The sequence below is a fragment of the Parahalioglobus pacificus genome, assembly GCF_014652275.1.
GTDB classification, from domain to species: Bacteria; Pseudomonadota; Gammaproteobacteria; order Pseudomonadales; family Halieaceae; genus Parahalioglobus; species Parahalioglobus pacificus.
In genome coordinates, this window is record NZ_BMYM01000001.1 from 1,352,491 (window position 1) to 1,375,849 (window position 23,359).

23 protein-coding genes are annotated in these 23,359 nt (G+C 58.1%); 10 read left to right on the top strand and 13 right to left on the bottom strand.

Features of this window, described 5'->3' with window-relative positions; genetic code table 11:
- Positions 1–10: 10 nt before the first annotated feature.
- On the bottom strand, positions 11–715 hold the full coding sequence (locus IE089_RS06260; RefSeq protein WP_189476314.1) for a class D sortase: 705 nt from the start codon (positions 713–715) through the stop codon (positions 11–13).
- A 247-nt stretch (positions 716–962) separates the two neighbouring features.
- Here IE089_RS06260 and IE089_RS06265 point away from each other — a divergent pair, with 247 nt between their 5' ends.
- The 3 genes from IE089_RS06265 (at position 963) to IE089_RS06275 (ending at position 4,378) form a co-directional block, all read left to right on the top strand.
- Positions 963–2,381 carry an SDR family NAD(P)-dependent oxidoreductase gene (locus IE089_RS06265; RefSeq protein ID WP_189476317.1) on the top strand — a complete coding sequence of 473 codons (1,419 nt, stop codon included), beginning with the start codon at positions 963–965 and terminating at the stop codon, positions 2,379–2,381.
- A gap of 121 nt (positions 2,382–2,502) precedes the next feature.
- Positions 2,503–3,654 (top strand): epoxide hydrolase family protein, encoded by a 1,152-nt coding sequence (locus IE089_RS06270; RefSeq protein WP_189476320.1) that lies wholly within the window; start codon positions 2,503–2,505, stop codon positions 3,652–3,654.
- 7 nt (positions 3,655–3,661) lie between these two features.
- Positions 3,662–4,378 (top strand): PaaI family thioesterase, encoded by a 717-nt coding sequence (locus IE089_RS06275; protein ID WP_229802604.1) that lies wholly within the window; start codon positions 3,662–3,664, stop codon positions 4,376–4,378.
- Positions 4,379–4,386: 8 nt separating this feature from the next.
- Here IE089_RS06275 and IE089_RS06280 read toward each other — a convergent pair whose 3' ends face one another.
- The 5 genes from IE089_RS06280 to IE089_RS06300 form a co-directional block, all read right to left on the bottom strand.
- Positions 4,387–6,501 (bottom strand): hypothetical protein, encoded by a 2,115-nt coding sequence (locus IE089_RS06280; protein WP_189476322.1) that lies wholly within the window; start codon positions 6,499–6,501, stop codon positions 4,387–4,389.
- Positions 6,502–6,677: 176 nt separating this feature from the next.
- Positions 6,678–8,387, bottom strand: coding sequence for an amidohydrolase (locus IE089_RS06285; protein WP_189476325.1), 1,710 nt, complete (start codon positions 8,385–8,387; stop codon positions 6,678–6,680).
- Between the two features lies 1 nt (position 8,388).
- Positions 8,389–9,510: an acyl-CoA dehydrogenase family protein gene (locus tag IE089_RS06290; RefSeq protein ID WP_189476328.1), complete on the bottom strand. Its 1,122-nt coding sequence runs from the start codon at positions 9,508–9,510 to the stop codon at positions 8,389–8,391.
- Between the two features lie 10 nt (positions 9,511–9,520).
- A complete protein-coding gene (locus IE089_RS06295; RefSeq protein WP_189476331.1) occupies positions 9,521–10,756 on the bottom strand; it encodes an acyl-CoA dehydrogenase family protein in 1,236 nt (411 codons plus the stop codon).
- A gap of 94 nt (positions 10,757–10,850) precedes the next feature.
- Positions 10,851–11,072 carry a SlyX family protein gene (locus IE089_RS06300; protein ID WP_189476334.1) on the bottom strand — a complete coding sequence of 74 codons (222 nt, stop codon included), beginning with the start codon at positions 11,070–11,072 and terminating at the stop codon, positions 10,851–10,853.
- Positions 11,073–11,144: 72 nt separating this feature from the next.
- Here IE089_RS06300 and IE089_RS06305 point away from each other — a divergent pair, with 72 nt between their 5' ends.
- Positions 11,145–11,510 carry a translation initiation factor Sui1 gene (locus tag IE089_RS06305; RefSeq protein WP_189476337.1) on the top strand — a complete coding sequence of 122 codons (366 nt, stop codon included), beginning with the start codon at positions 11,145–11,147 and terminating at the stop codon, positions 11,508–11,510.
- Between the two features lie 341 nt (positions 11,511–11,851).
- Entirely contained in the window at positions 11,852–12,244 is a 393-nt protein-coding gene (locus IE089_RS06310) for a hypothetical protein (RefSeq protein ID WP_189476341.1), read from the top strand.
- A gap of 45 nt (positions 12,245–12,289) precedes the next feature.
- Here the strand turns inward: IE089_RS06310 and IE089_RS06315 are convergent, their stop codons facing one another.
- The 6 genes from IE089_RS06315 to IE089_RS06340 all read right to left on the bottom strand — a co-directional run bounded on the left by IE089_RS06315 (position 12,290) and on the right by IE089_RS06340 (position 18,477).
- Positions 12,290–12,898, bottom strand: coding sequence for a TIGR04282 family arsenosugar biosynthesis glycosyltransferase (locus IE089_RS06315; RefSeq protein WP_189476344.1), 609 nt, complete (start codon positions 12,896–12,898; stop codon positions 12,290–12,292).
- A 19-nt stretch (positions 12,899–12,917) separates the two neighbouring features.
- On the bottom strand, positions 12,918–13,601 hold the full coding sequence (locus IE089_RS06320) for a TIGR04283 family arsenosugar biosynthesis glycosyltransferase (protein ID WP_189476347.1): 684 nt from the start codon (positions 13,599–13,601) through the stop codon (positions 12,918–12,920).
- Positions 13,601–14,560 (bottom strand): arsenosugar biosynthesis radical SAM (seleno)protein ArsS, encoded by a 960-nt coding sequence (gene arsS, locus IE089_RS06325; protein ID WP_189476350.1) that lies wholly within the window; start codon positions 14,558–14,560, stop codon positions 13,601–13,603. Before arsS ends, IE089_RS06320 begins: the two co-directional genes overlap by 1 nt.
- A gap of 44 nt (positions 14,561–14,604) precedes the next feature.
- Positions 14,605–16,416: a transglycosylase SLT domain-containing protein gene (locus IE089_RS06330; RefSeq protein ID WP_189476352.1), complete on the bottom strand. Its 1,812-nt coding sequence runs from the start codon at positions 16,414–16,416 to the stop codon at positions 14,605–14,607.
- Positions 16,417–16,630: 214 nt separating this feature from the next.
- Positions 16,631–17,197, bottom strand: coding sequence for an aromatic-ring-hydroxylating dioxygenase subunit beta (locus IE089_RS06335; RefSeq protein WP_189476355.1), 567 nt, complete (start codon positions 17,195–17,197; stop codon positions 16,631–16,633).
- A complete protein-coding gene (locus IE089_RS06340) occupies positions 17,194–18,477 on the bottom strand; it encodes an aromatic ring-hydroxylating oxygenase subunit alpha (protein ID WP_189476358.1) in 1,284 nt (427 codons plus the stop codon). Before IE089_RS06340 ends, IE089_RS06335 begins: the two co-directional genes overlap by 4 nt.
- Positions 18,478–18,603: 126 nt before the next feature.
- On the opposite strand from IE089_RS06340, the gene IE089_RS06345 reads away from it, so the two are divergent.
- The 3 genes from IE089_RS06345 to IE089_RS06355 all read left to right on the top strand — a co-directional run bounded on the left by IE089_RS06345 (position 18,604) and on the right by IE089_RS06355 (position 21,022).
- The gene (locus tag IE089_RS06345; RefSeq protein ID WP_189476363.1) at positions 18,604–19,224 is read left to right on the top strand and encodes a TetR/AcrR family transcriptional regulator; all 621 of its coding nucleotides are present in this window, start codon (positions 18,604–18,606) and stop codon (positions 19,222–19,224) included.
- 182 nt (positions 19,225–19,406) lie between these two features.
- The gene (locus tag IE089_RS06350) at positions 19,407–20,756 is read left to right on the top strand and encodes an MFS transporter (RefSeq protein WP_189476366.1); all 1,350 of its coding nucleotides are present in this window, start codon (positions 19,407–19,409) and stop codon (positions 20,754–20,756) included.
- A gap of 116 nt (positions 20,757–20,872) precedes the next feature.
- Positions 20,873–21,022 (top strand): hypothetical protein, encoded by a 150-nt coding sequence (locus IE089_RS06355; protein ID WP_189476369.1) that lies wholly within the window; start codon positions 20,873–20,875, stop codon positions 21,020–21,022.
- A 70-nt stretch (positions 21,023–21,092) separates the two neighbouring features.
- On the opposite strand, the gene IE089_RS06360 is transcribed toward IE089_RS06355, so the two are convergent.
- Positions 21,093–21,443, bottom strand: a complete 351-nt coding sequence (locus IE089_RS06360) for an HPF/RaiA family ribosome-associated protein (protein WP_189476372.1) — start codon at positions 21,441–21,443, stop codon at positions 21,093–21,095.
- 198 nt (positions 21,444–21,641) lie between these two features.
- On the opposite strand from IE089_RS06360, the gene IE089_RS06365 reads away from it, so the two are divergent.
- Both IE089_RS06365 and IE089_RS06370 read left to right on the top strand, forming a co-directional pair.
- Entirely contained in the window at positions 21,642–22,877 is a 1,236-nt protein-coding gene (locus IE089_RS06365; RefSeq protein WP_189476376.1) for a Na/Pi symporter, read from the top strand.
- A 239-nt stretch (positions 22,878–23,116) separates the two neighbouring features.
- Entirely contained in the window at positions 23,117–23,326 is a 210-nt protein-coding gene (locus tag IE089_RS06370; RefSeq protein ID WP_189476379.1) for a cold-shock protein, read from the top strand.
- Positions 23,327–23,359: the final 33 nt, after the last annotated feature.

A 23,359-nucleotide genomic window follows, 5' to 3' on the forward strand; every position in this document is an offset into this window, starting at 1 on the left:
AATTCCTCCTTTATTGTTGATTGACATTCGTGGTGTCGAGTGACGCAGTAACGATATACCGCTGCGGCGCGTGCCCGACGAAGTAAAACGGATAACAGGTGACCAGCGTGACAGTCTGGTCGTCAGTATCTTCCAAAACATCGGTGTCTTCGATTTCAACAACGCGGATGTTGTCGATACGAAACTGTTTGGGGCCTTCGAGGGTCTCCAAGGTAAGCGCGTCGCCCACCTTCACATCCTTGAGAACCCGGAAGTAGCCATCGCGATGCCCTGCAATACCGATATTACCGCCCTCATGCGGGTAGGCCATGCCATCAATGATGCCGGCACCACGATCCATGGCGAGTTCGGAATCAGTCGGGTATAGCGGAACAGACAACCCCACGCTGGGCAGTTCCAGCACACCAATCACCGGCGGCAAGTCGGCCTTTAAACTGGCCTGATAATCTGCGATTCGCCCGGGCGCCCACAAGGCCGTGTCGGGCGTGCTATCGCCGATGGCGAATGCGGGGTGATCTCCGGCAGGTGTGGCGTCTCCCACAGCTGCATCGGTCTGTGTCGCTTGGGCGAAGTTGTGGAACTGGGAGATACCACTTTGGCGCTCTACTTCACCCTGGGCCAATTGAACGGCAAAAAAGCCAAACAGGGCTGCGCCCGCAGCGTAGCTGCAGAACTCGAGTGCCTTGATTGTGCGAGTGCCAAGTGCCATTGGCATACGAATGAACGTCTCCCCAGAGTTTTTTGCCGTGAGTGCTCTCCCGCACTTTCTTCAGCATTCCATTTGAGTGTAGTAGAGACCGGCCGAAACGCCAACCATTCCCCTCAACCCGGACTGCTTCCTTGACCGGCCACCTTGGATGTCCGTCAAGTATAGGTCAATTTCGCCAAAGTGCGCGGTGAGAGCTGTGAACTGCGATGAACCTCGCGACGTATTTAAAACAGACCCTTTAATGGACACCATCATGATTCAGCTGCGCGAATCGATTGCAGTGAAGCGCCCTATCCAAGAGGCCTTTGCGTACATCGCCGACTTTCGAAACACAAGGGAGTGGGACGCGACCGCCTATGCGGGTGAGAAACTGACACCGGGTCCGGTGCGTGTGGGCACCGAGTTCGATATCGACTGCAAACTGCCCATAGGTTCGGTACGTATTCGTTACACGGTTACGCGACTGGAACCTAACACCCTGATTGAGTTAACCGGAAAATGTGGCCTCTTCGAAGTCGTTGATCTTATAGCCCTGGATGAGGAAGCTGGCACTACCCGCATTGAATACCAGGCAGACTTCAGCTTTTCGTCGGCACTGAAACCCATGGCAAGTGCGGCAAAGACCGGCATGGAACGTATGGGTCGAAAAGCGGTTGCCGGTCTGGAGCAAGCACTCAACGACGATTTCCCGGCACCTGCTGCCAGTAGCGGCACAGCAACGGCAGACAAGCTTCTGTTCCCCGGTTTAGCGATGTTCAGTCGTGCGGGCTACACCCGCGGGCGCAAACGCTGGAATCCCATTTCAGCGTGGCTGGGCGACAAGCACATTGTCATTACCGGCGCGAATGCAGGATTGGGCCTCGCGAGCGCTCACCGGCTGGCGGAAATGGGCGCCCGCCTGACCCTGGTGATTCGCAAGCAAGCACTGGCCGAGACACTCAAGCAGGAGATCGTCGACGCCAGCGGCAACAGCAATGTGCATATTGAAATTGCCGACCTGAGCCTGATGTCGGACGTGGATGCATTGGTGAGTAGGCTATCGGACCGCGGTGAAGCCATTGATGTGCTGATCAACAACGCAGGCGCCCTGTTCAACCCACGGCAATTGACTGATGAGGGCCTTGAACAAAGTTTCGCATTGCTACTGCTCAGCCCCTATCGCCTGACACTTGGGCTAAAACCGCTGCTGGCCAAAGCTGAGCAGGGTCGCGTCATCAATGTTGTCTCCGGCGGAATGTACAGTCAGGCGCTGGAGGTGGAGTCACTGATTATGCCGGCACAGGGTTACTCCGGCAGCGTGGCCTATGCACGCGCAAAACGCGCTTTGATGGTCATTACCGAGGAATGGGCGCAGGCCTGGGAAGACGATGGCATTGTGGTGAATGCCATGCACCCCGGCTGGGCTGACACCCCTGGCGTCGAATCTGCCCTACCTGGCTTTCACAGAATCACACGGCGTATATTGCGTAGCCCAGAGGAAGGCGCAGACACTATCGTGTGGTTAGCAGCAGCCACAGAAGCCGGAGAGGCCTCTGGCCAACTGTTCCTAGATCGCGAGCCACGCACGCCCTACCTTGTGCCCTCAAAGCGCGAAGCCGCCGAACAGCGCGATCAACTAAGAACCTTTCTCGCCGAGTTTGATATCGGCGCGCACTGCGAAACAGCCGCCTAAGGCAGCAGGGAACCTCTGCGTGGCGGTGACTTAAACCAAGCGGCTTCCTTGGTGCGCGGTCAGTTGCATTCGATCATTAGCCTCGCTAGCGTGCGAGTCTTCCTGTGCACGGAGACAACGCATGAGCGACGCCATCTCACCCTTCACTGTCGATATACCCCAACAGGCGCTGGATGATTTACAAACAAGGCTTGCGCTGACTCGGTGGCCTGACGCAGAAACCTGCAATGGCTGGGATCAGGGTATCCCGTTGGCCTACACCCGAGAGCTCGCCACCTATTGGGAGCAGCAGTACGATTGGCGGCGCTGCGAAACCATGCTCAACAAGTGGCCACATTACATGACGACTATCGACGGCGTTGACGTCCACTTCATGCATTGCCGAAGTGAACATGAGGATGCACTGCCGGTAATCATCACTCACGGCTGGCCTGGCTCAGTGCTCGAGTTTCACAAAGTCATCAACGCGCTGACAGACCCCACCCAACATGGCGGCGATGAAAGCCAAGCTTTTCACGTCATCGCACCCTCACTGCCGGGTTATGGCTTCAGCGGCAAACCAGTGAGCACTGGCACTACTGCACAGGCAGTCGGTCGTATGTGGGGAAAACTGATGGCACGACTGGGCTACGATCGCTACGTTGCACAGGGTGGCGATTGGGGCGCGCTGGTCACACAGAGTATGGGGGTGACTGAGACAACGCATTGCGCGGGCATTCACATCAACATGCCAGTGGTTGCGCCCGACCCTGACACCTTCAACGATCTAACGGCGCAGGAGCAGGGTGCACTGGATGCCATGGAGTTCTATAACCGCTGGGACTCCGGTTACTCCAAGCAACAGTCAACGCGTCCACAAACACTGGGTTATGGCCTGGCCGACTCGCCAGTTGGGCAGATGGCATGGATTGTTGAGAAGTTCTATGCCTGGACAGATTCAGAGAAGAACGGCGTACGCCACCCTGAGCACGTGCTCACCAAAGATGAGTTGCTGGACAACGTTATGATCTACTGGCTGAACAATGCTGCGGCCAGCTCAGCTCGTCTCTACTGGGAGAGTTTCAACGCGCCTAATCTCGACCCCATCAACATGCCGGTGGGTTGCTCACTCTTCCCCAAAGAGATTTTTCGCAGCAGCCGCCGCTGGGCCGAGAAGCGATTTACCAATCTGATCTACTGGAACGAGTTGGACCGTGGAGGACATTTCGCGGCCTTCGAGCAACCGGATACATTTATCAACGAGGTACGTCAGGCATTCAGTAGCCTGCGATGACACGGTTATGAGTGACAAGAAATCCAGTGACAGCTTTAGCCCCTTTTCACACGGCCTAACGAGCGATGTATTCGACCCCTTCGCCAGCGAGGCAGTGACTGGGCCCTACTCCAAGCACTGGGAAGCCAAGCGCCGCGTTGCAGCTGCAGTGCGTGCGTTAACAGATGCGCTGGTAACCAGCACGCCAGACGATGAAGACCTAAACAGGCTCGCCGATGGCCTCGAACAGCATGTCCAAGCGATAGCATCGGCAGCGCGCCTCTATGGCTTGCGCCAGTTCGTAGAAACAGGACACCATGGCGGGCATGGCGAAATTAATCATGAGTTAAACGCCGTGGGTGGCTGGAGCAACCCTTTATCGCCAGGCTTGAACATGTGGATAGAAGGCAACAAAGCCTTTGGCAGTGTGCGCTGCGGTTATGCCTATGAAGGGCCACCCGATCATGTTCACGGGGGGTTCATTGCGGCGATACTCGATCAGTTTCTGGGTATGGCGCAGTTGGCCGGGGGCAACCCCGGCATGACCGGAACACTGGAAGTGCGGTACCACAAGCCAACACCTCTGAACGTGGACCTGTCACTGGAGGCAACCATTGAGCCGGTGGAGGGTCGCAAGACCATTGTGTCGGGCACAGTCAGTGCCAACGGTGTTCTCACCGCAACCGGAACCGGTGTATTTATCAGGCCGACGCGCCCTATTGCGAAGTCAGCCCCGAAGGCGTGAACCGCCTGTTAAGGTTTGTTGGTATCGTCTAACGCCGCGGAGGGGTTAGTAATGAGGCCACTGTCCGGGCGGGCTGTATCTGCGCGACCCTGGCGCGGTTGCTCCTCCGCCAGAGCCTCATGATAACCCTCAAAACGCGGTAGCCTGGAATCACCCAGGGGTGCCGTTTTCTCATTCGCGGCTGACGAATTGCCGCCCGGAGACGAAGCGCTGAGTGCAGCGCTACCTGCCGGGCCATGGGCCAGACCACCCTCATCCCTATCTACAATAGAGCGGCTATGAACATTGAAACCGGGCGTATCGAGAGGGTGAGGCGCTGGTGTTGCACCGACGGCTAATGCACGTTCCATCTTTGCCTCGTCATCCACCGCTTCCGGCTCAGCGGCCTCTAGCGGCAACTCCGCGCCACCAAGCGCCGGTGGTGGTGCCTTTGGCGGCCTACGCCGTTCAATGCCATCCGGTGGGCCCTGACGGCGCTCAACATGCGGCTGCGGCTGCGCATGACCGTGGACCTGCACAAAACCCAGATCGTCCATCACGGCATCACCACCAACTGCTTCGTCAGATGCCGTTGCGCGGCTAGCGGAAGATCCTCGCTGAGGCGCGAGCCGCCCAGCGCCTGCATTTGGCGTGGCTACGCAGTCCAAGGCATCCAAATCATCCTGGTCCAAGGCGGGGATAGCGGTCTCTTGTGGCATCGCGGACATAGACTCGGATGCTTCCGTTGATGCCTTTACACGCTGGCCAGTACCGGACTGCGCGGCCAGTGCCGCGGCGGACAGTTGCTCTTGCGCAGCTCTGGATGGAGCCGCTCTGGAGGGAGCCCCCGTGGAACGTGCCGACGTGGATACAGCCGACGTGGATACAGCCGACGTGGATACAGCCGCCGTGGAGCCAGTATCAGGGACCACCTTACCATTCTCTGCATAAATCGACGGGTCCGAAACACGCGCCTGCCTGACCCGCTCTTCTCTCGCTCGCGATTCTATGCCTACTCTTTCTCTCGCCTGCTCTTCTCTGGCCTGTTGCTCACGGGCCGCTCTAATGCGCGCTTGCGCCAAGCGGCGTCGCCGAACGCTCTCTTCGCCGGGGGATTCCGACGGCCCCTTTCTGGACCGTTCCTGCGCGCTATGGCCAGTTGCGAATGAAGATTCGCCCGTTACTGTACTTGTAACGGCAGACTGGAATGCTGCAGGCGGCCGCGAGACATCAGCCGGGGCAACCTGGGGCTCTGTGCTCAAGGCCCGCGCCTGATCAGCCAACGTGCCGCTGACGCGCAACCCCTTTTTGAAAGGTCCATTATCCAATTCGGGAGCCGCTTGCGGGTCCATGCCCGGTGCATCATAAGCCGTGGCGTCCGCCGCACCTGCGCCCACAGCGCGCTGGGGCTGGGGAACGGGTTTTGCGATGGCCTCAACGACGGGCGCATCGGGTGACAGTGCACGCTGGCGCAAGACTTCGTTGGCGCAATCGCCCCACCGCCCGAAGTGCGATGACTCCGCGGGGTCTGGCATACGATGCTTACGGAAGTGACGCTGGGCATTCATAAACCGCTGCTTCACCGCACTGTAATGGTAGATGTGATCGTCTGTTTTTAGCGGTACCACATCCGAGCCACCCCGGATGATCATCATTTGCGGGGGCAGTTGGCCCTGCAAACTATGTAATAGGTCCGCCAAAAAACACAATCGAAAGGCTGATTGCACAGTGGTCTTGGACTGGGTATCACAGGGGATGTAAAGAAACTCGCCGAGCTCCGAGTAGCCGCTGGTTCTCATCAACAGATTGGCTGAGCCGGATAACGATCCCAGCGCCAGTTGGCCATTAACAATAAAATCGACCCCGCGGCGCATGGCATCCAGGGTCGCCTCACGGCGTTCAGGCTCTGGGGCGTCCCAATCAATATTCACGACACTGCGACCCTCGGCCTGCAGGGTGTCGGCAATCTCGTCTTGACGAATGCGGGTATCGCGAGGTGGCTGGCTGCCCGCATCCGGGGGAATACCGTGCTGGGGGTTCTCCAGCGTCAGGCGCTCCATGAAAGCGGCAAATGGCGACTCTTTGAAGAGCACCAGGTCTTCAGAGGTGTAGGTTACGGCGTTATCGACACTGTAGCGGTACATGGTTGCGAGGTGCATCTCCCTGTGCACTGGTCAGCCAATACGGCAGCGATCTCTCCCTACCCTGCCTAACCACAGTTATATAGTGTTTACCCTTGGGTGTATAGCACTAGGGCTTGTGCATCACACCCGAAGGGAGGTGACACCCCCGGCTATGCGCCCTCGAACTCAATGTGGCGCTAGCGCCGGCGGTAGATAGTGACACCGCCCACCAACGTCTGCTCGACCTTCAAATCGCGAATTGCCATGGAGTCATCCAGCGGATTGCCCGACAAAACCACAAGATCGGCCGCCTTGCCGGGCTCTAATGAACCCAAGCTGTCTTCCTTGAAGACTTGCCAGGCCGCATCGATGGTGACAGCCCGGAGAGCCTGCATAACGCCTATGCGTTGCTCGGGACCGATGACATCGCCACTCCCACTGACACGATTGACCATACTCCAGACTGCCTGAAGTGGCAGCATCGGTGTTACCGGCGTATCCAGGTGCGAGCTAAAGCGCAGCTTGTAATCCAGTGCAGAGCGAGCGGGGCTCATGTTCGCGGCGCGCTCCGGCCCCATAAAAATGTCCCTGTGCCTGTCGCCCCAGTAGAAGGTATGCGCTGAGAAGAAGCTGGGGGTCACCCCCAATTCGACCATGCGCGCGAGTTGATCCTCACGGGCCATTTGCGCGTGAATCAGAATCATACGGGGATCATCGGCAGGGTTGGCCTGCTGCGCGGCCTCAAACGCATCGAGGATATCGTCGATAGACGCATCTCCGTTGCCATGAATAGCCAATTGGTAGCCCGCCGCATGCAGGGCATCAACCTGCTCAAACAAGGCCTCTCGGGGTACAGCCGGATAGCCCCGGTAGTCGGAGTCACCCCTGTAAGGGGCGTAATATGGCTGGCTCAGGTAGCCCGTGTATCCCTGTATCGAACCATCCGCAACGATCTTGACCGCCTGCATATCCACTCGGTCTGCGTTGTAATCGTCTGCATCAAAACTACCGTCAAGCAGCGCGTCGCCGAAATCATGCTCCATGGCAAACAGGATGAGTCGCTGTGGAATCACGCCCATACGGCTGAAAAAGCTGAGCCCCTGACCCAGTTCGGGGCTGACTCCGCCCGACTGGGCTGTGGTAACACCCTTGGCGGCGTAGTCGTTGGCCGCGGCCTTCATCATGGAATAAACCGCGGTGAGCGGAATATCCTGCATCTGTGTCATCACGCCCAGACGTGCAGTTTCCTCGAGTAAGCCGTTAGGTTCCTGAGAATTTGGGCGGCGGCCTATCACCCCGCCCTCGGGGTCCGGCGTATCGGCAGAAATACCTACCCGCTCCAGCGCAACACTGTTGGCTACCAGCATGTGCCCGGAAATGTGCATGGCGACAACAGGATGCTCGGCACTGATGGCATCTAACTCGGCGCGCGTTGGATGCCGTTTTTCGGCCAGCAAGGTGTCATCATAGCCAAAGCCCTGCACCCATTCACCGGACTCTGTCGTGGCCGCTTTCGCAGCCAGGGCTTCGAGCACATCGGCCATGTCCAGCTTATCGCCTATGGGCGGGCTGTTCAAGTCGGCAGCAATCACCGTCAATCCTGAACCCGGAAAATGGCCATGAGCATCAATAAAGCCCGGTAAAAGTGTCCTGCCACGCAGGTCCACCACCTCCGTTGTATCACCCACAGAGGCCATGATTTCCCGCGTGTCGCCAACCTGCTCTATCACACCGCTGCGCACGCCGATGGCTTCGACCACGCGGTTGTCGGCATCCATGGTCAGGACGTTACCGTTGATGAATACCTGATGGGCCGGCGGCGCCGGCGTTCGAGTGGCTATCGAAAAGAGAACATACAGTCCCGATAGCAGCGCGAGCAGCACAACTGCCCCGGCCTTCCAGTTCATATCAGGCGGCCGCTCCTACGAGAATGTCGGCCAGGCGGGCCCGGTGCCAACTGCCATCACCAAACAGCATCTGCGAGTGTTTCTGGCGCTTAAAGTACAAATGCACATAACACTCCCAGGTAAACCCTATGCCACCATGACATTGCACGGAACGACCACTGGCGTATCCCGCCATGCCACTGGCAGAAGCCTTGGCCATATGCGCAAACTGCGCCGCTTTCTCGGGCTCGGCGTCGATAGCGCAGGCCGCGTTGTAGACCAATGACTTGGCCTCATCGATCTGTAACATCACATCGACCAGCGGGTGTTTAACGGCCTGGAAAAAGCCCAGCGGTTTGTCGAATTGTTGCCGCTGAGTGACGTAGTCCACGGTGGTTTGCAACTGCCACTCGCCTGCACCCACCATATCGGCGGCGAGCAAGGTCCATACGGCCGGCATGGCCTGATTAAGCGCCGCCAAACCGTTGTCAGTGACCGGTGTCGCCGCGACGTCCTGTAGCACAAGACGACCTTGATCACGGGTGAGATCAATAATCGCATCTGCTTCGACAGTCACCCCTGCGGTGTCGGCGGCAATCCAGAACAAACCGATGCCGCCGCCAGTGTTGGCACTTACGAGGAAGCGCTGCGCACGACGCGCATCCTGTACATAGGAAGCAGTGCCGTTGAGCTTGCCATCGGCATAGGTGACATCGCTGTCACCCGCCTGCCATGAGCCTTGCGCATTGGTAATAGCCAGCGTTGCGATGGTGCCGGCAACGATTTCGTCCAAAGCTGCTTGCGCCTGTGCCGCCCCAAGTACGTAGCCTGCGCACAGCGTGGACAGCAGCGGGCTTGGGAAGGCTGCCTTGCCCTGCTCTTCTACAAGCCCCGCAACCGCTGCCACAGGCAGGCCCAGTCCGCCCGCGGCCTCTGGCACGCTGAGCATCGTCCAGCCAAGATCCACCATCGCCTGCCAACTTTCTTCCAGCCAGGCCCCTGAGGGCTGCCGGTCGGGTGTCGGGTCGTCGGCAACCAGCGCATGCAGCGCGTCTACAGGTAGCGTGTCGGCAAAAAACTTGCGGGCCTGTTCTTTCAGCAACGCCGCCTCTTCGCCAAAGCCGTAGTCATTGGGTTGTGTCATGTTCTGCTCCTTACTTCGACTTTGGCATGTTGAGAACGCGCTCGCCCAGAATGTTGCGCTGCACTTCGCTGGTGCCAGCCGCAATCGTCATTCCGTAGGAGTTCATGTACGCCATCGGCCACTGCCCCCCATCAGGGGCATTCGGGTCGCCCAAATACAGTGAGGAAGCTGGCCCTTCTATGTCCAGCGCCAGCGACGCAATGTCCTGACTGATCTCGCTGGCCAGCAATTTGTTCTGCAAGGGCAGACGCATGGGGTGATCCTGCAAGGCAGGCACCCGCGAGCGACGCTGGTTTTGTGCCAGCCCCCACTCCCGGATAACACTTTTCATCATGGCATCGCGCACCAGTGGATCGTCCGCTGCGGTTTTGTCGCCGCGCGGGGTGTTGCGTGCCAGCTCGATAAGGTTGGTGCTATTACTCGCGTGCGTGGCCTTACTTTTTAGCCCACCGGAACGCGGCGTCACCATTTGTCCGGCGCCACGCTCATGCGCCAGGGTTGTCATGGCAACCTGCCAGCCTTTACCCAACTGATCCAGCCGATGACTGTCATCAATTTCCAGATTTTCAAAGATCACTTCGTTAAAACCGGTTTCACCGGTGATCTTAATCAGCGGCCGCACAGTGACACCTTTACCCAGTGCAGACTTTATGGGCACGACGAAATAAGACAGCCCCTCATACTTATGGGACTTGTCGGTGCGCAGCAGAATAATCATCCACTCGGCAAAGTGAGCGAGGGAGGTCCATACCTTGTGACCATTGATCACCCACTTATCACCCTTCTTCTCCGCAAAAGTCTGGACGCTGGCAAGGTCAGAACCCGCACCGGGCTCACTGAATCCCTGGCACCAGATATCCTCACCCGAGAACAATCGCGGCAGCAGGCGTTCTTTAAGCGCTTCCTGTCCGTGGAAAAAGACGGTGGGAGCGGCCATGCCCAGGCCAATAACATTGGGCAGATACGGCGTTTTTGCGCGCAGCATTTCCTCGTTAGCCACACGCTGGCAATCCTCTCGACCACCCCCGCCAACGGCCTCGGGGTAATCACAGCCAACCAGCCCCGCATCATAGGCCGCTTTCTGCCAAGCCTGCAGATAGCCCAGCTGGTCGTTGGTCATGATTTCCAACGGCGACAGGGACAGGCGCACCGGCGGCTCGCCAGGATGGTTATTTGCCAGCCAATTCTGGCAGTACTGCCTGAACTCGGCTTGTTCCGGGGTATCTTTACGCGCGCTCTCGGACATGAATGCCTCCTACTGATAATTAACGCAATACTGTGGCGAAACGCAGTGTGGTGGAATCACCTGCGCCCCGCAACACGGGCGTCAGCCTGGCGGTTCAATAATGTGGCGGACGCTCATCTGCCGGCGCATCGCCCATCTGCGCCAATGCTTCGCCCTGCTCTCTGAGTCGGCTCTTTAGCAAGGCCACTTCCTCCTGCAATAGCAAGATGGCGTGCTGTTGTGTCGTGACAGCATCGTTCAGCGCTGCGAGCGTATCTTCCTGAAAGGCGAGTTGGGTCTGCAGGTCGGCCACGGCCTGATCGGTATCGCTGGACACTGGATTCTCCGGCTGCTTGTAAAGTTCAGGCGGGCTACTATACGGCCCCCAGCCAAATGGACCCAAATCACAATGGCAAAGCGCGACACCAACTCCAGCAGACTCGTCTACAGCACGGATGGCGGACGGCTATGCCCACAGTGCCATCGGCCAAGCACTCAGTGTGCCTGCGGGGACCAAGCACCAGCGAGCCTCGGCGACGGCATTGTGCGCATCCGCAGGGAAACCAAAGGTCGCGGTGGCAAGGCCGTCTCAGTGGTGGAAGGTGTTCCGCTGGCGGGTGCCGAACTGAAAGCACTGGCCAAAGTACTGAAGCAGCGCTGCGGTGTCGGTGGGGCTGTCAAAGACGGTTGCATCGAAATTCAGGGTGATCAACGAGCGGTTCTAAAAGAAGCGCTCGAAAAACGCGGCTATACTGTGAAGCTTTCCGGTGGTTGACCGCAGATAGCGTATTTTTATGGGATATAGCTACATTTTCACGTCTTTTTTCTAGGGGTGGACGCTCCTTGAACCACCCTATCTGGGTTAGCTAAATCAACAGTTACGTAATATTCCCACAATTTTTCTAATAAAAAGCCCTCAAGCCACTATTTTTATTGGACTTTATTTTTCTCTGTGCTAGAAATAGGCCTGTGAGTGCGGAACATCGGCGAAAGCGCAGACTTTCACTGATCAAAAAATAATCGCACCACTAAGCAATAATAAGCAAGACCATTGGCAGTAGAACGATAAAAGTGAACGGCTGTATCTGACGGAGTCATCCTACTAGGGAGTGGGTTATGTACGTTACCGCAGACCACCTGAGAGACCATGTAATCCGACCTACGTTGGAGTACCTTGGCGCATGGACCCCTGCCATCGAGGGTGTATTGCTCGATGCCGCGGTGAACGCGCCCGAGTTGGGGCTGTTTTCAGCCCGTAACGAGGGACTTGGCCTCTTCCATATAACCGCAGCGCAACACCGGGATATCTGGGATCGCTATTTGGCCTTCAAGCCAGATATCGCCAGCCGTGTTCGAGGCCTGGCCAGTCAGCGTGCTTTCCTGAGCGATCCGGACAGCGAATTGCAGACCAACCTCAGTTATTGCACAGCAATCGCCTGGTTGATGCACCAGCGCGCCAACGGCACTGTCGATTCCACAAAGACGCCAACCGCTGCCGTCAGAGCGTAATTAACCGACGCTACCCTGCCGGCCCTCATGCGCCCGAGGATGGCTTCACCGAGCCTTCCATCGGGCCAGATCCTCGGGCCTGTCGATGTCCGATAGTGCCGGCAGCGTAATCGCGGTCAACCCTGCCGATTCCGCCCGTTGTAGCGACTGCGCTAGTACCCGGTCAGTGCCCCAGCTGACATCCTCAAACACTGCATCGACTAATTGGCTTGCGCCCACCAGCACATACCCGCCGTCTTCGGCAGCACCGAATACCACCGTTGCGGAATCCAGGGCATCTAGCGCCAATTGCAGGTAATCTGCGTCAATGTAGGGGCAATCACTGCCGACCAACACCACCTTGTCAGCCCGGGCCAGCCCGTCATTCACCGCCAAGGCCATTCGATCGCCCAGCGTACCCCGCCCTTGGTCGCGCAAATCAGAAACACCTGCTTTTAAGCAACGGTCGAATACCGGCGAGGCAGCCTCACCGGCCACCCAGAGTTCCACGGGACCTAACTCGGCGCTCAACAAGGTGTGGTTCGTATGTAGCAGCAACTCAGTATGAACTGCGCAAGCCTGCTCGGCGGAATAGCTAGGCATCAGGCGGGTTTTTACGCGGCCGGCGATCGGTGCTTTAGCGAACTGGATCAGCAGCGCTGGTGCTTTGGACATAAGCGTTCGGATGCGGCGTCTAACGACCGTAATAGTGCTGATAGAGCCAGCGCGGGCTGGCTCCGCATACGTACGCCAGCCGCATCCACCACATTTGCAGCATGGTGCGCCAGACGCCACGCTCGCGCCAGCGGCGGGATGAGGTGCGCACTGGCAGCGTCATCACCCTAGGCCTGCTCACTCGGCGCAGGCGTTTGCTCAATTCGACGTCTTCCATCAGCGGGATGGAAGCAAACCCGCGCAGCTGTTCAAACAGCTCTCGGCGCACAAACATGAGCTGATCGCCAGTGGCTACCCCCGTGAGACGCGAGCGCCAGTTAATGCCCTGTTGGATCACGCGCAACATACCGGAGGCCCCACTGAGTTCGACCGGGAAGAAGCCCCACTCAGGTTGATCCTGCAACGCCTGCAGAAGATAGGCTTGATCAAAGCGCGGCTCCGTATCTGCGTGCAGAAAACACAGGTAATCGGAGAAAGCGCCGGCGGCACCGAGGTTCATCTGGGCAGCCCGCCCGGGCTCGCCCACCAGAACCTGATCAGCTAACACCAGCGCGGCTTTGACGGTTTCATCCGTGCTCTGGCCATCCACGACGATGCGGCGCGCATCCGGGAAAGCCCCTTTAAGGTGTGCAAGTAAGGCGTGAATACGACCTGACTCATTCAGCACCGGAACAACAAAGGTGACTGACACTGCCGGAGACATCAACCGTCCAGTGCACCCCCGCAGCTACTCCCCTGGCCCGCAGTGCAGCCGTAGCAATGCTCTCCGGTGGCTATGGCGTCGCCCTCCAGATTCGCATCAATGAGAAGGTCGCGGAGGTGGCGCCGGTCTGAGGCCAGCAGCGGCATGGCAAGCATCTGGTTAAAGTCGCAGTCAAAGAGGTAACCCTGCCAGTCCACGCTCACCAGGTTGCGACACATGACAGTCTGGAGGTTCGCCTCACTGAAGTTGTCACGCAGCAGCTGCATGTAAGGCAGATAGTTGTCCTGTGCCAGCAGCACGGCGCCGAAGCGGCTGATAGGCATATTCGTGATGGTCAAGAGCTGATCGAATTCAATGCCGAAGCGCTCCCCCAGTTCTCGTTTATAGTCTGCCTCCAGGCCCTGCTGCGGCGGTGGCAGCACTGGCCCAATGGGGTTGTAGACGAGGTTCAGCACTCGCTGGGGATCGCGACCGTAGCCCAGCTCATTGAGCCGCCGCAGTGCCTTCACGCTGTCACTGTAAACACCCTTACCGCGCTGCTGCTCCACATTGTCCTCGAGGTAACAGGGCAGCGATGCAACGATCTCTACCCCTTGGGCCGCCAGAAACTCCGCCAGCGACTCCTGCCCAGGCTCGAAAAGGATGGTGAGATTACAGCGATCAATAACACGCACTCCCCTGCCCCTGGCCTCCATGACCAGATCGCGAAAATGTTCATTGAGCTCAGGTGCGCCGCCGGTTAGATCCAGCGTCTTCACGCCGGCCTGATCGATTACGGCGAGCACCTGATCGATAGTCTCGCGCGACATCATCTCTGTGCGCGTGGGCCCCGCGTTGACATGACAATGAACGCAGCTCAGATTGCAGCGGTAGCCAAGGTTTACCTGTAGGGTATCTAACTTACCTCGCGTTACGGAAGGAAAGTCGGTGTCGAGTAGTAAAGGACGTGTGTCTTGCAAGGCGTGATTCCAGTTATTGGCGTGCTGTCCACAGACGGCGAGGCTCAGTAAGCCAACCGCCGTTCTTCGGGGGTGAGCATACTCTTATCCTCCCCCTGCAGATACTGAAATACCACGTTGTACGACAGCACTGCCTGCACATAGTTGCGCGTTTCCTTGTAGGGAATTGTGGCAACCCAAATCTCTGCGGGGAGTTTACCGGCAGTGTTCCTCCGCCAACGATCAACGCGGTGAGGGCCAGCGTTGTAGGCCGCCAGCGCAAAAATACGATTACCGTCGAAGCGATCCAGCAGCTGCCGGTAATACGCACTGCCAAGACGCACATTGTGCTCAACGTCGTACAGCGCAGACGTGGTGTGTTTCCGACCCAACTGACTGGCTACCTGCTTACCCGTGGCGGGCATGATCTGCATCAGGCCACGAGCGCCCACCGGGGAGCGGGCCTCTGCAAAAAATGCACTTTCGCGACGCGCAATGGCCATCAGTTCCGTGTGCGGCACGCGCTGCACCACACCGTAGTGCTCGAAGGTATCGCGATAGGGCATGGGAAACCGCAGGTCCAGCAAGTCCCAGGCCTGTGCCCGACTAGCGGCGTCGATTGCCATGCGGTGCCAGCCCTCGTCGGCGGCCAGCAAGGCCAGCTGCTGCCGCTGCGGCTGTTCACTGGCACCCAGCACGGTGTGCCATTCCGAGAAGGCCAACTGCTCCTCGTCGTGGTAGTTGAGTTCTCGAACCCGCTGCACGCCAGGCAGAGCCTTGAGTGGCTGGGCGCGTGCGGAATCCAGCACCATGGATTCATGGTTAAAGTCGTAAGGTTTCCCAAGGTGGTCAGCGGCCAGGAAGCCGTAGTAATCGCGCTCCTGCGCCACCGAGGCCAGTATCGCTCGCCCCTCATCGCCTTTGCCGGTTTTCTCAAGCGCGTAGCCGCGCCAGTAGCGCCAGCCAGCTTTACTCAGCCCCTCCTCACTCAGGTAACTCTGGGCTGCCAGTACCTGCGGCCAATCCTGTTCTTCCAGCAACCAGCGCAGTCGAATCTCGACCAGCTTATCGTCCTTAAGCCGCGGCAATACATTGGGTAACCATTGCTCCACAGCGGCATCACGGGCGAACAGCCCCTGCAATACGATGGCGCTCTCGACGGCCTCCGACTGCGTCTCAGTAAACGGCAGTGTCGCGCTGAACTGACGCCACTGATTCAGTGCCTTGGCCGGACTGTACCGTGCGAGATAAACCAGACCGTGTGCTGCGATATCGGTGGAGTAAGGTTGGTCCGCAGGCAAACGCTGCTTGTCGAGCTCCGCGGGGCGACGATAGACAGCCAGCAAGCGGTCGGACCGGGGCTTAAGCGCCGGACTGCCTTTCCGGGCAACATAGTTCATGAGGCTGCGCTCACGCGCATCGAAGGCCTTCAGCAGCCTTGCCCACACCACTTCATCGGAGAGCTCCCCCGCCTTCTGCCAGGCGCTGAACAGGGGGTCACACTCTTTGGGTCGCGACTTACCGTGCACCCAGAGCCGCTCGGCACCCTCCCAGGCGGCCAATGGATCACCGCCCGCCAACACCGCGCGGAAGTAGTAGCACTTGAGTACGATGCTATTGGGCTCATCCGGGTTCACCGCCAGAAAGTCCGCCCAGCGCCGATCTTTACCCGCGCGTGTAAGGTAGGCCGATTTGAATCGATTGGGCAGCGGCGACCCTTCGGCCGCTGCAAGAAACTGGCGCGCGTCGCTTGGCCTTACCCGGCCCGGGTCGCGTGTGAGATTGTAGTAATCAAGGTAAATAGCCAGCGGGTAGTCGTCGAGGTCGTTTCGTAGACGCTGGAACTGCGAGGTCTGCCCGCGCTGAATCGCGGTCACCGCATCATCATATTTCTGTCGCTCGCTCCCCAGGGCCGATGAGGTGGCCCCGGCACTCGAAACACAACCGCAGGCCAAGGCGATGACCGCCGTCGCTCTCTGCCAACCTCGCAAAACGCCTACCTCTCTGCGCGCGATTACCCTCTGATGTCGCGGTTAGAGTGATACGGGCGGCAGGCGAATGCAACCGGCGCGCACAAGTTTTTACTGTGCCTCAGAACAAAAGCCCGACAGTGGGCAACTCGATATCAGCATAATCGAGAATCACCTCGCGCCCTGCGAGCTTAAACCCGGCATCGGTATCCGCAGCGATGACAATGACATCCTTACGCTGGCCGCTATACAGACATGAACGACTACCCGGGCGCGCGTAATGAAGATGGAAATGCGACCAGATTGTGAAGCTGTCCTCTGTCGCTTCCATAACCTCGATATTTGCGACCAGTCGTCGGGTTCTCGCCGGCGGGTTCTCTGACCAGGAATTTGGCTTGTAGGCGCGCTCCACCCGCAGCATTAGATGAATATAGGATTCTTCCCTGAGCGGGCAGCCCTCGCCGTCGGCGCGCTCCAACTCGTTAGCCACCGCCAACATTGACTCATTCCCGCGCTGACGATTATCAACGGCGGCGTTAACCCTCGCGGGCACAATATAGCTAATGGACTCACTCAGCAGTGCGAGCCACTGCTGATACTGCCGCTCGTCAAGCAGACGCGCCTCGTAGGCATAAAAGCGCTCCACCGCCCGCTGCGTGTCTGCAGTCACCGCCACCGAAAGACTCATACGCCAACCTCCTGACGCGCCATATCATCGCGCCACCGCGAAAAAAATCCGCGGGCATAGTGCTCGTTCGCCGTTACGCTGACTGTACCGGGCAGGTCTGGGTGCGGCCCACCCTCCCCCAGTCCAAGGCCGTAGTACAACGGCCTGTCGTCGGCATAGTCGATGGCGCAGCCACGGTATTGCTGTGACCAGGCCTCGCTGTCTTCTTGTTCCAGCAATCCACCGGGGCCGAAAAAAGAGCTGTAATTGGTGCGCAGGGTTCGCTTCACGGATTCCGGCGCACCAGCGGGCACAACCGCCCATGACCAGTACTCCACGCGATTGGGTCCACGCGGGTGCGAGACCTTGAACGCGGTGTTCGACCACAGAAACGATAGGTTCGGGTAAATGCCGTAGGTCAGCCCTTTCATTCGCGCGCGTAGAGGCCCTATTCGCGCAGCGGCCTCATCCTGCACCTCCTTGAGGTAGCGTTGCACCTCCTCGCCACCCAGAATGCCGCCCATGCCTTCCATACCCCAGGCCACCTCTTCGAAGGCCGCATCCTCTGGCATGAGGCGAAGCGTTGCCCCGTGACCTGGCTCGGTCACCACGCTGTAGCCCAGGGCCTCAATCGCATCTTGCGCCTCTCGCGGGATTATGGCGCTGTGCAGGAAGGGCCCGTGATTAACATCGCCCAACTGGTTCTCAACCGGCAACTTCCAGTTGGCATCGATCAACCAGCGATGCGGTGCGCCGAGGAATTCCACACCGCCGGGGAAGCGGTCAAAAAAAGCATCCAGGTAAAAGCGCATGTCCCCAAGGTAGGCATCCAGCGGCATGATATCCGGATCGAAACAGCCAAAGATCATGCCCTGCCAGCTCTCCACCCGGGGAACACGTTTCAAGCCCAGCAAGGACTTATCGGGTTGCTGCGCCAGGGCCTTTTCCTGCGGGATGGTGACCAGATCTCCGCCCACGGTGTAAGACCAGTTGTGGTAGGGACAGACGAAGCGCCGGGCGTTGCCGTGATCCGCACGGCAGACGGGTAGTCCCCGGTGGCTGCAGCTATTCACACAGGCCGTGATGTCGCCGGCTTCGTCCCTAGCGAGGATAATCGGCGTCTCGCCCATGTAAGCCTGAACAAAGTCGCCGGGGGCTGAAATCTGTGACTCATGGCCAAGAAATAGCCAGTTGCGGCCGAATATTGCCGCCTTTTCACGCTGATATACCGCCGGATCGGACCAACATTTACGACTTACCCAACTGGCATCATCACTGACCAGCGCCTGCGTGGATTTCATGGCCACCTCCTATTTAATTATCGGTCGTTAATTTTTTATGAGTTTAGAGCCCCATTGATGCAAGAATAAACAGGGTTTTACTCATCATTGGACAATTTTTAGCGATCGAACGATAATTTTTAAACCATGACCGACACTGCACCGCTTTCAAAAGGCCAGCGCACAGCCCAGCGCCTTCTCGATGAAGCACAAATCCTGTTTGCCAGTCAGGGCTACGACGCGACCAGCCTGCGCCAGATCGCGACCGCCGCGGACATCAAGGAGCCGGGCATCTACAATCACTTTGCGGGCAAGGAAGCGCTCTACGAGGCGGTGCTCAATCGCGCTTTAACCCCACTCGCTAACGCCATGGCCGACTCAGTGAGCCAGGCCGGCGACATTCGGGATTATACCGATCTACCCGCGTTAATGACGGACCTTCTGTGGGCTCACCCGGAGATGGCGGGTTTATTCCAGCAGGCCCTACAGGGCGATGCTGAATCCGCGGGTACCAGACTTATGCAACGTTGGCTGCACGCCCTGTTTGAACAGGGCGTGGACAGTCTAAAAGTGCTGGGCTCGCTAGCGGACACTGACAAGGCAACGCTGGCCATCAATGTGCTCGCCATCTTCAATCTCACTACTGGCTACTTTCTCTCCCAGCGGGCCTTCAACATGATGGCCAATGGCAGCCTGAACAGCGCTGAGAATGTGGCGCGACAAAAGGCACTGCTGCGTAAAGTGGTGCGTGCGATGCTGGTGAACTAGCCGCTCACGGCGACGCAAATCACAGTCACCTTCAAAGAGGCTGAATTGGCAGCAATGCCGACAGAACCGGTAGGTACTTTTTCACCGAGCCGACGTCATGGTCAAGGGCGGAAATCGCTGCAAACTACACCCTGCCCGGTTGCGTACATCTTTTAAATTACCGAAGCCTAGAGTACAAATTTATGGGGGCGTCCCCAAGCGATACCGTTGACAAGCCCCTGTCCTTCGCGCTTCTTGGCGCTTACGGATCACTGGCCTTCCCGCTCGCGGCGGGATTCATTGCGTTGCAAGTGGTGGTACCCACCTTTTATGCGCAAGCATTGGGCATCAGCCTAACCGCGGTCGGCGCCATTCTGCTCGGCGCGCGACTATGGGACATGATCACCGATCCAGTCATCGGTTTTTTGTCCGACAAAACGCCGCCCCGGTATGGCCGCCGCCGCGCCTGGGTTGTCGTCAGCGCCCCCCTGGTGGCCTTGTCGGTTTGGATGTTGTTCAACCCCGCTGTTGGGATCAAGAACGGCTATTTGTTGCTCTGGGCCATGGCCATTTATGTCGCAGGCACCATGGCCATTGTGCCCATGACAGCTTGGGGAGCCGAGCTATCGACCAACTATCACCAACGCAGCCGAGTCGCTGGCACCCGAGTCGTTTTCGGCCTCTTGGGCACAATGAGCGCACTGCTGCTGGTCGACAACCGAAATGACGAAACGCTGGCGTCCTCACTGAATCACATCGCACTGCTGGTGACTGCCGCACTGCTTGTCACCGTGCCGCTGGCCGCAGCGAAAGTGCCAGATTCGGGCGCCACTGCAACTGCGGGCAACGACGTACGTGGAGCCTGGGCGCTGCTGCGGTCACCATCGCCGTTTCGTCGACTGTTGCTGGCTTTCCTGCTCAACGGTGTCGCCAATGCCATACCGGCCACGCTCTTTCTCATGTTCGTTACGCATGTGCTGCAGCAGCCCGAGCTGGCGGGTCCTGCGCTGTTCCTGTATTTCCTGTGCAGCGCCGTGTCCGTACCCTTTTGGGTGTGGGCTGCCGGCAAAATAGGCAAACACCAGGCTTGGTCTATCGCAGTGACCCTGGCCTGCCTGTTCTTTGCCGGCGTTCCCTTCCTTGGCGTGGGCGACTCGGGCTGGTACATCGCTATCGTGGTTGCTACCGGGCTTTTGATAGGCGCCGACTTGGCGTTGCCCAGCGCCATCAACGGTGACCTGATCGAATGGGATGCTCACGAGAACGGGAAACACAGACCCGGCTTGTTCTTCGCACTCTGGGGAAGTGCCTCCAAACTGGCGTTCGCGCTGGCCGTGGGTATGATCTTTCCTCTGCTGGACCTGGTGGGCTTCGATGCGTCGGGCAGCAACTCGCCGGAAGACGTGCGTACACTGGCCATCCTTTACGGCGTACCGAGCATCCTCTTCAAGCTCGCGGCCGTCGCATTGATGTTCAATTTCCCCATTGACGAGGAGGAGCACCAGCGTATCCGCAATGCACTGTCGGCAAAACCTGCGGCCGAGCCTGCCTGACTCGAACCCCCGGCCTCGCACAATGCCAAATAACCGAATCGAAGCACCGGCTTAATCAGATAGTTCTCAGGTGAGGCCTCGCTACAGTGCGCGCAGTTTTCACTGGGAGCACTCTGATGAGCAATAACCGCACTGACCAGCCCAAATCGTTGGCTGAGTTTATGCAGGATCCTCTGGGTTCTGTGATCTTTGCGTCCTGCACCGCCATGGGCAGCCTGGGCGTTGTTGTGTCGAGCATCTGGCTACTGAACACGGTAATCGGCTAAGACTGACGGTCACTTGCCCCGCGTCATCAGGGCGGGGCTATACGATTGAAGGCCGGCACCGCCGGTCTACTCAGGCAAATGCCGCATGGCGCGCGTGCACCAGACTGCGCTTCTGAACCCGTCGTTTCCTTGTCAGCAGGCGACGAACAGTACGCCGCATGCGGCGTGAACTTCGATCAACGGCAACGTACAGATGACTGTGCTCCGTGGTCACACTGACCGGCGGAAGTTCGCGTAAGGACACCCTCAACTGAGCTCGCTTGTCGTTTCCGACCCGTGGGCCGTTAACGTCACTCAGGTACAGATCAACGGCCGTTATTTCCTCCTCAAATCGCTTCAACCCCTTCAGTAACCGCGCAACAAGACGTTTGCGTGTCGTACTCGAGAACTCAATATTTCGTGATTGAACGTTGATATTCATCGTCTTTCTCCACTGGATAGTCACACCCAGCTTACCGATGACCTCTCCCCTGAAAAGTCGAGGTATTCGCGGGATACATCCGTAAAAAACGGGTAACGTGCTGGGAACTGGCTGACACAGTTTTGTCACATGCGGGCGCTAGGGTGTCGATACTGATCGCAGCGTCGCCCCGGTGCCTGCAGCAGCACGGGACACCGAATGAGCAACGACAGTATCTCCACATCCACGACGGACAGCGACAGCCTCTCCACCGCACTGACATGGATCAGTGCGGTGGCACTGGTGTATCTGCTGCTGGTTGCTGTCAGCCTGGTTGGGGCCGGTTTCAAACTGGTCTCGGGAGGCGCCGACGGTGCCGCCGCCATCTTCTCCTTTGCCAGCAATCCCCTCTACGGCGTCATCCTTGGCACACTTGCAACGGCACTGGTTCAGTCGTCAAGTACAGTCACTTCAGTGATCGTGGGCCTGGTTGCCGGCGGCGTGCCTGTATCGTTCGCCATACCCATGATCATGGGTGCGAACATGGGAACGACCATCACCAACACCATAGTCAGCCTGGGCAATCTGCGACAGCGAAAAGACTTTGCTCGTTCTTTTCAGGCAGCCACCGTCCATGACTTCTTCAATCTCTACAGCATCCTGTTGTTCCTACCGATCGAGATCCTGTTCAAGCCGCTGGAAAAAGCCTCAGGGCTGTTGGCCTCAGCAGTATCCAATGATGCGGGTAGCGGCCTTCCCGGATTTAACCTTATTGGCTCAATGACCAACCCGCCGGTGACGGGCCTGCTGGAGCTTATGAGCTCACTGCCTAGCTACGCCAGCGGTGGCATCGCCATCAGCGCCGGCATCGCCTGCATCATGCTGTCTGTCATCTACCTCGGAAAATTTCTACGCCGCTCGATGACGGGGAAAGCCCAGTCGATAGTTGACGCCGCTATTGGTCGAGGACCTGTCACCGGCATCGCCTCGGGCACACTGGTCACGGTGCTGGTACAGTCGTCCTCAACGACAACCAGCCTGGTAGTCCCGTTGGCGGGTGCCGGTGTATTGACGACCAAGCAGATCTATCCCTTTACGCTGGGCGCCAACATCGGCACCTGCATCACTGCCCTATTGGCGGCCACGGCAATCACGGGGGAAAACCATATCTTTGCGCTGCAGATCGCTCTGGCCCACTTGCTGTACAACGTCTTTGGGGTGCTGCTTTTCGCGATCATTCCGCCGTTATGGGCGCTCCCGGTCAAATCTGCGACTTGGTTGGGGCAACACGTGGAGCGCAATCGGGGTTGGGCCCTGGGGTACTTGTTATCGATTTTTTTCGTCTTACCCAGCACTGTCGTTGGCACGGAGTACCTGATCGGCGATGACGAGCGTCTTGAGGTGCCAGCCAAAGCAGTTTCAATTCCGGAGAACAACCGGTTCTCAGTGGAGTAAGACATTGATCCAACCACCGAAAATCGAAGTAACAAACAAGGAAGTTTTTACGCTATACACATGTAGATAAACGCTATATTCTCCGCCTCGCTAGATGGTAAGTCTCTCAGTAAGCCCTGAACGTCGTTGTGTACGCAGTATTGCCGCGTCAAGAAGTGTGAATATGACAGCCTCAGTATCCAGCAATGGCGGCCAAAGTAAGGCCCATAATCACTCTTGAAAACTGACAGGAATAGACTATGTCTGATCGCGTAACAGGAACCGTAAAATGGTTCAACGAAACTAAAGGCTTCGGCTTCATTGAACAGGAAGGCGGCCCCGATGTATTTGCACACTTCAGTGCAATTCAGGGTTCCGGATTCAAGACCCTGGCCGAAGGCCAGCAAGTTGAGTTCACCGTAGCTCAAGGCCAGAAAGGCCCCCAGGCTGAGAATATCGTCCCACAGTAACGGACGATGTGTTCTAAAAAAGGCGATGTTTAA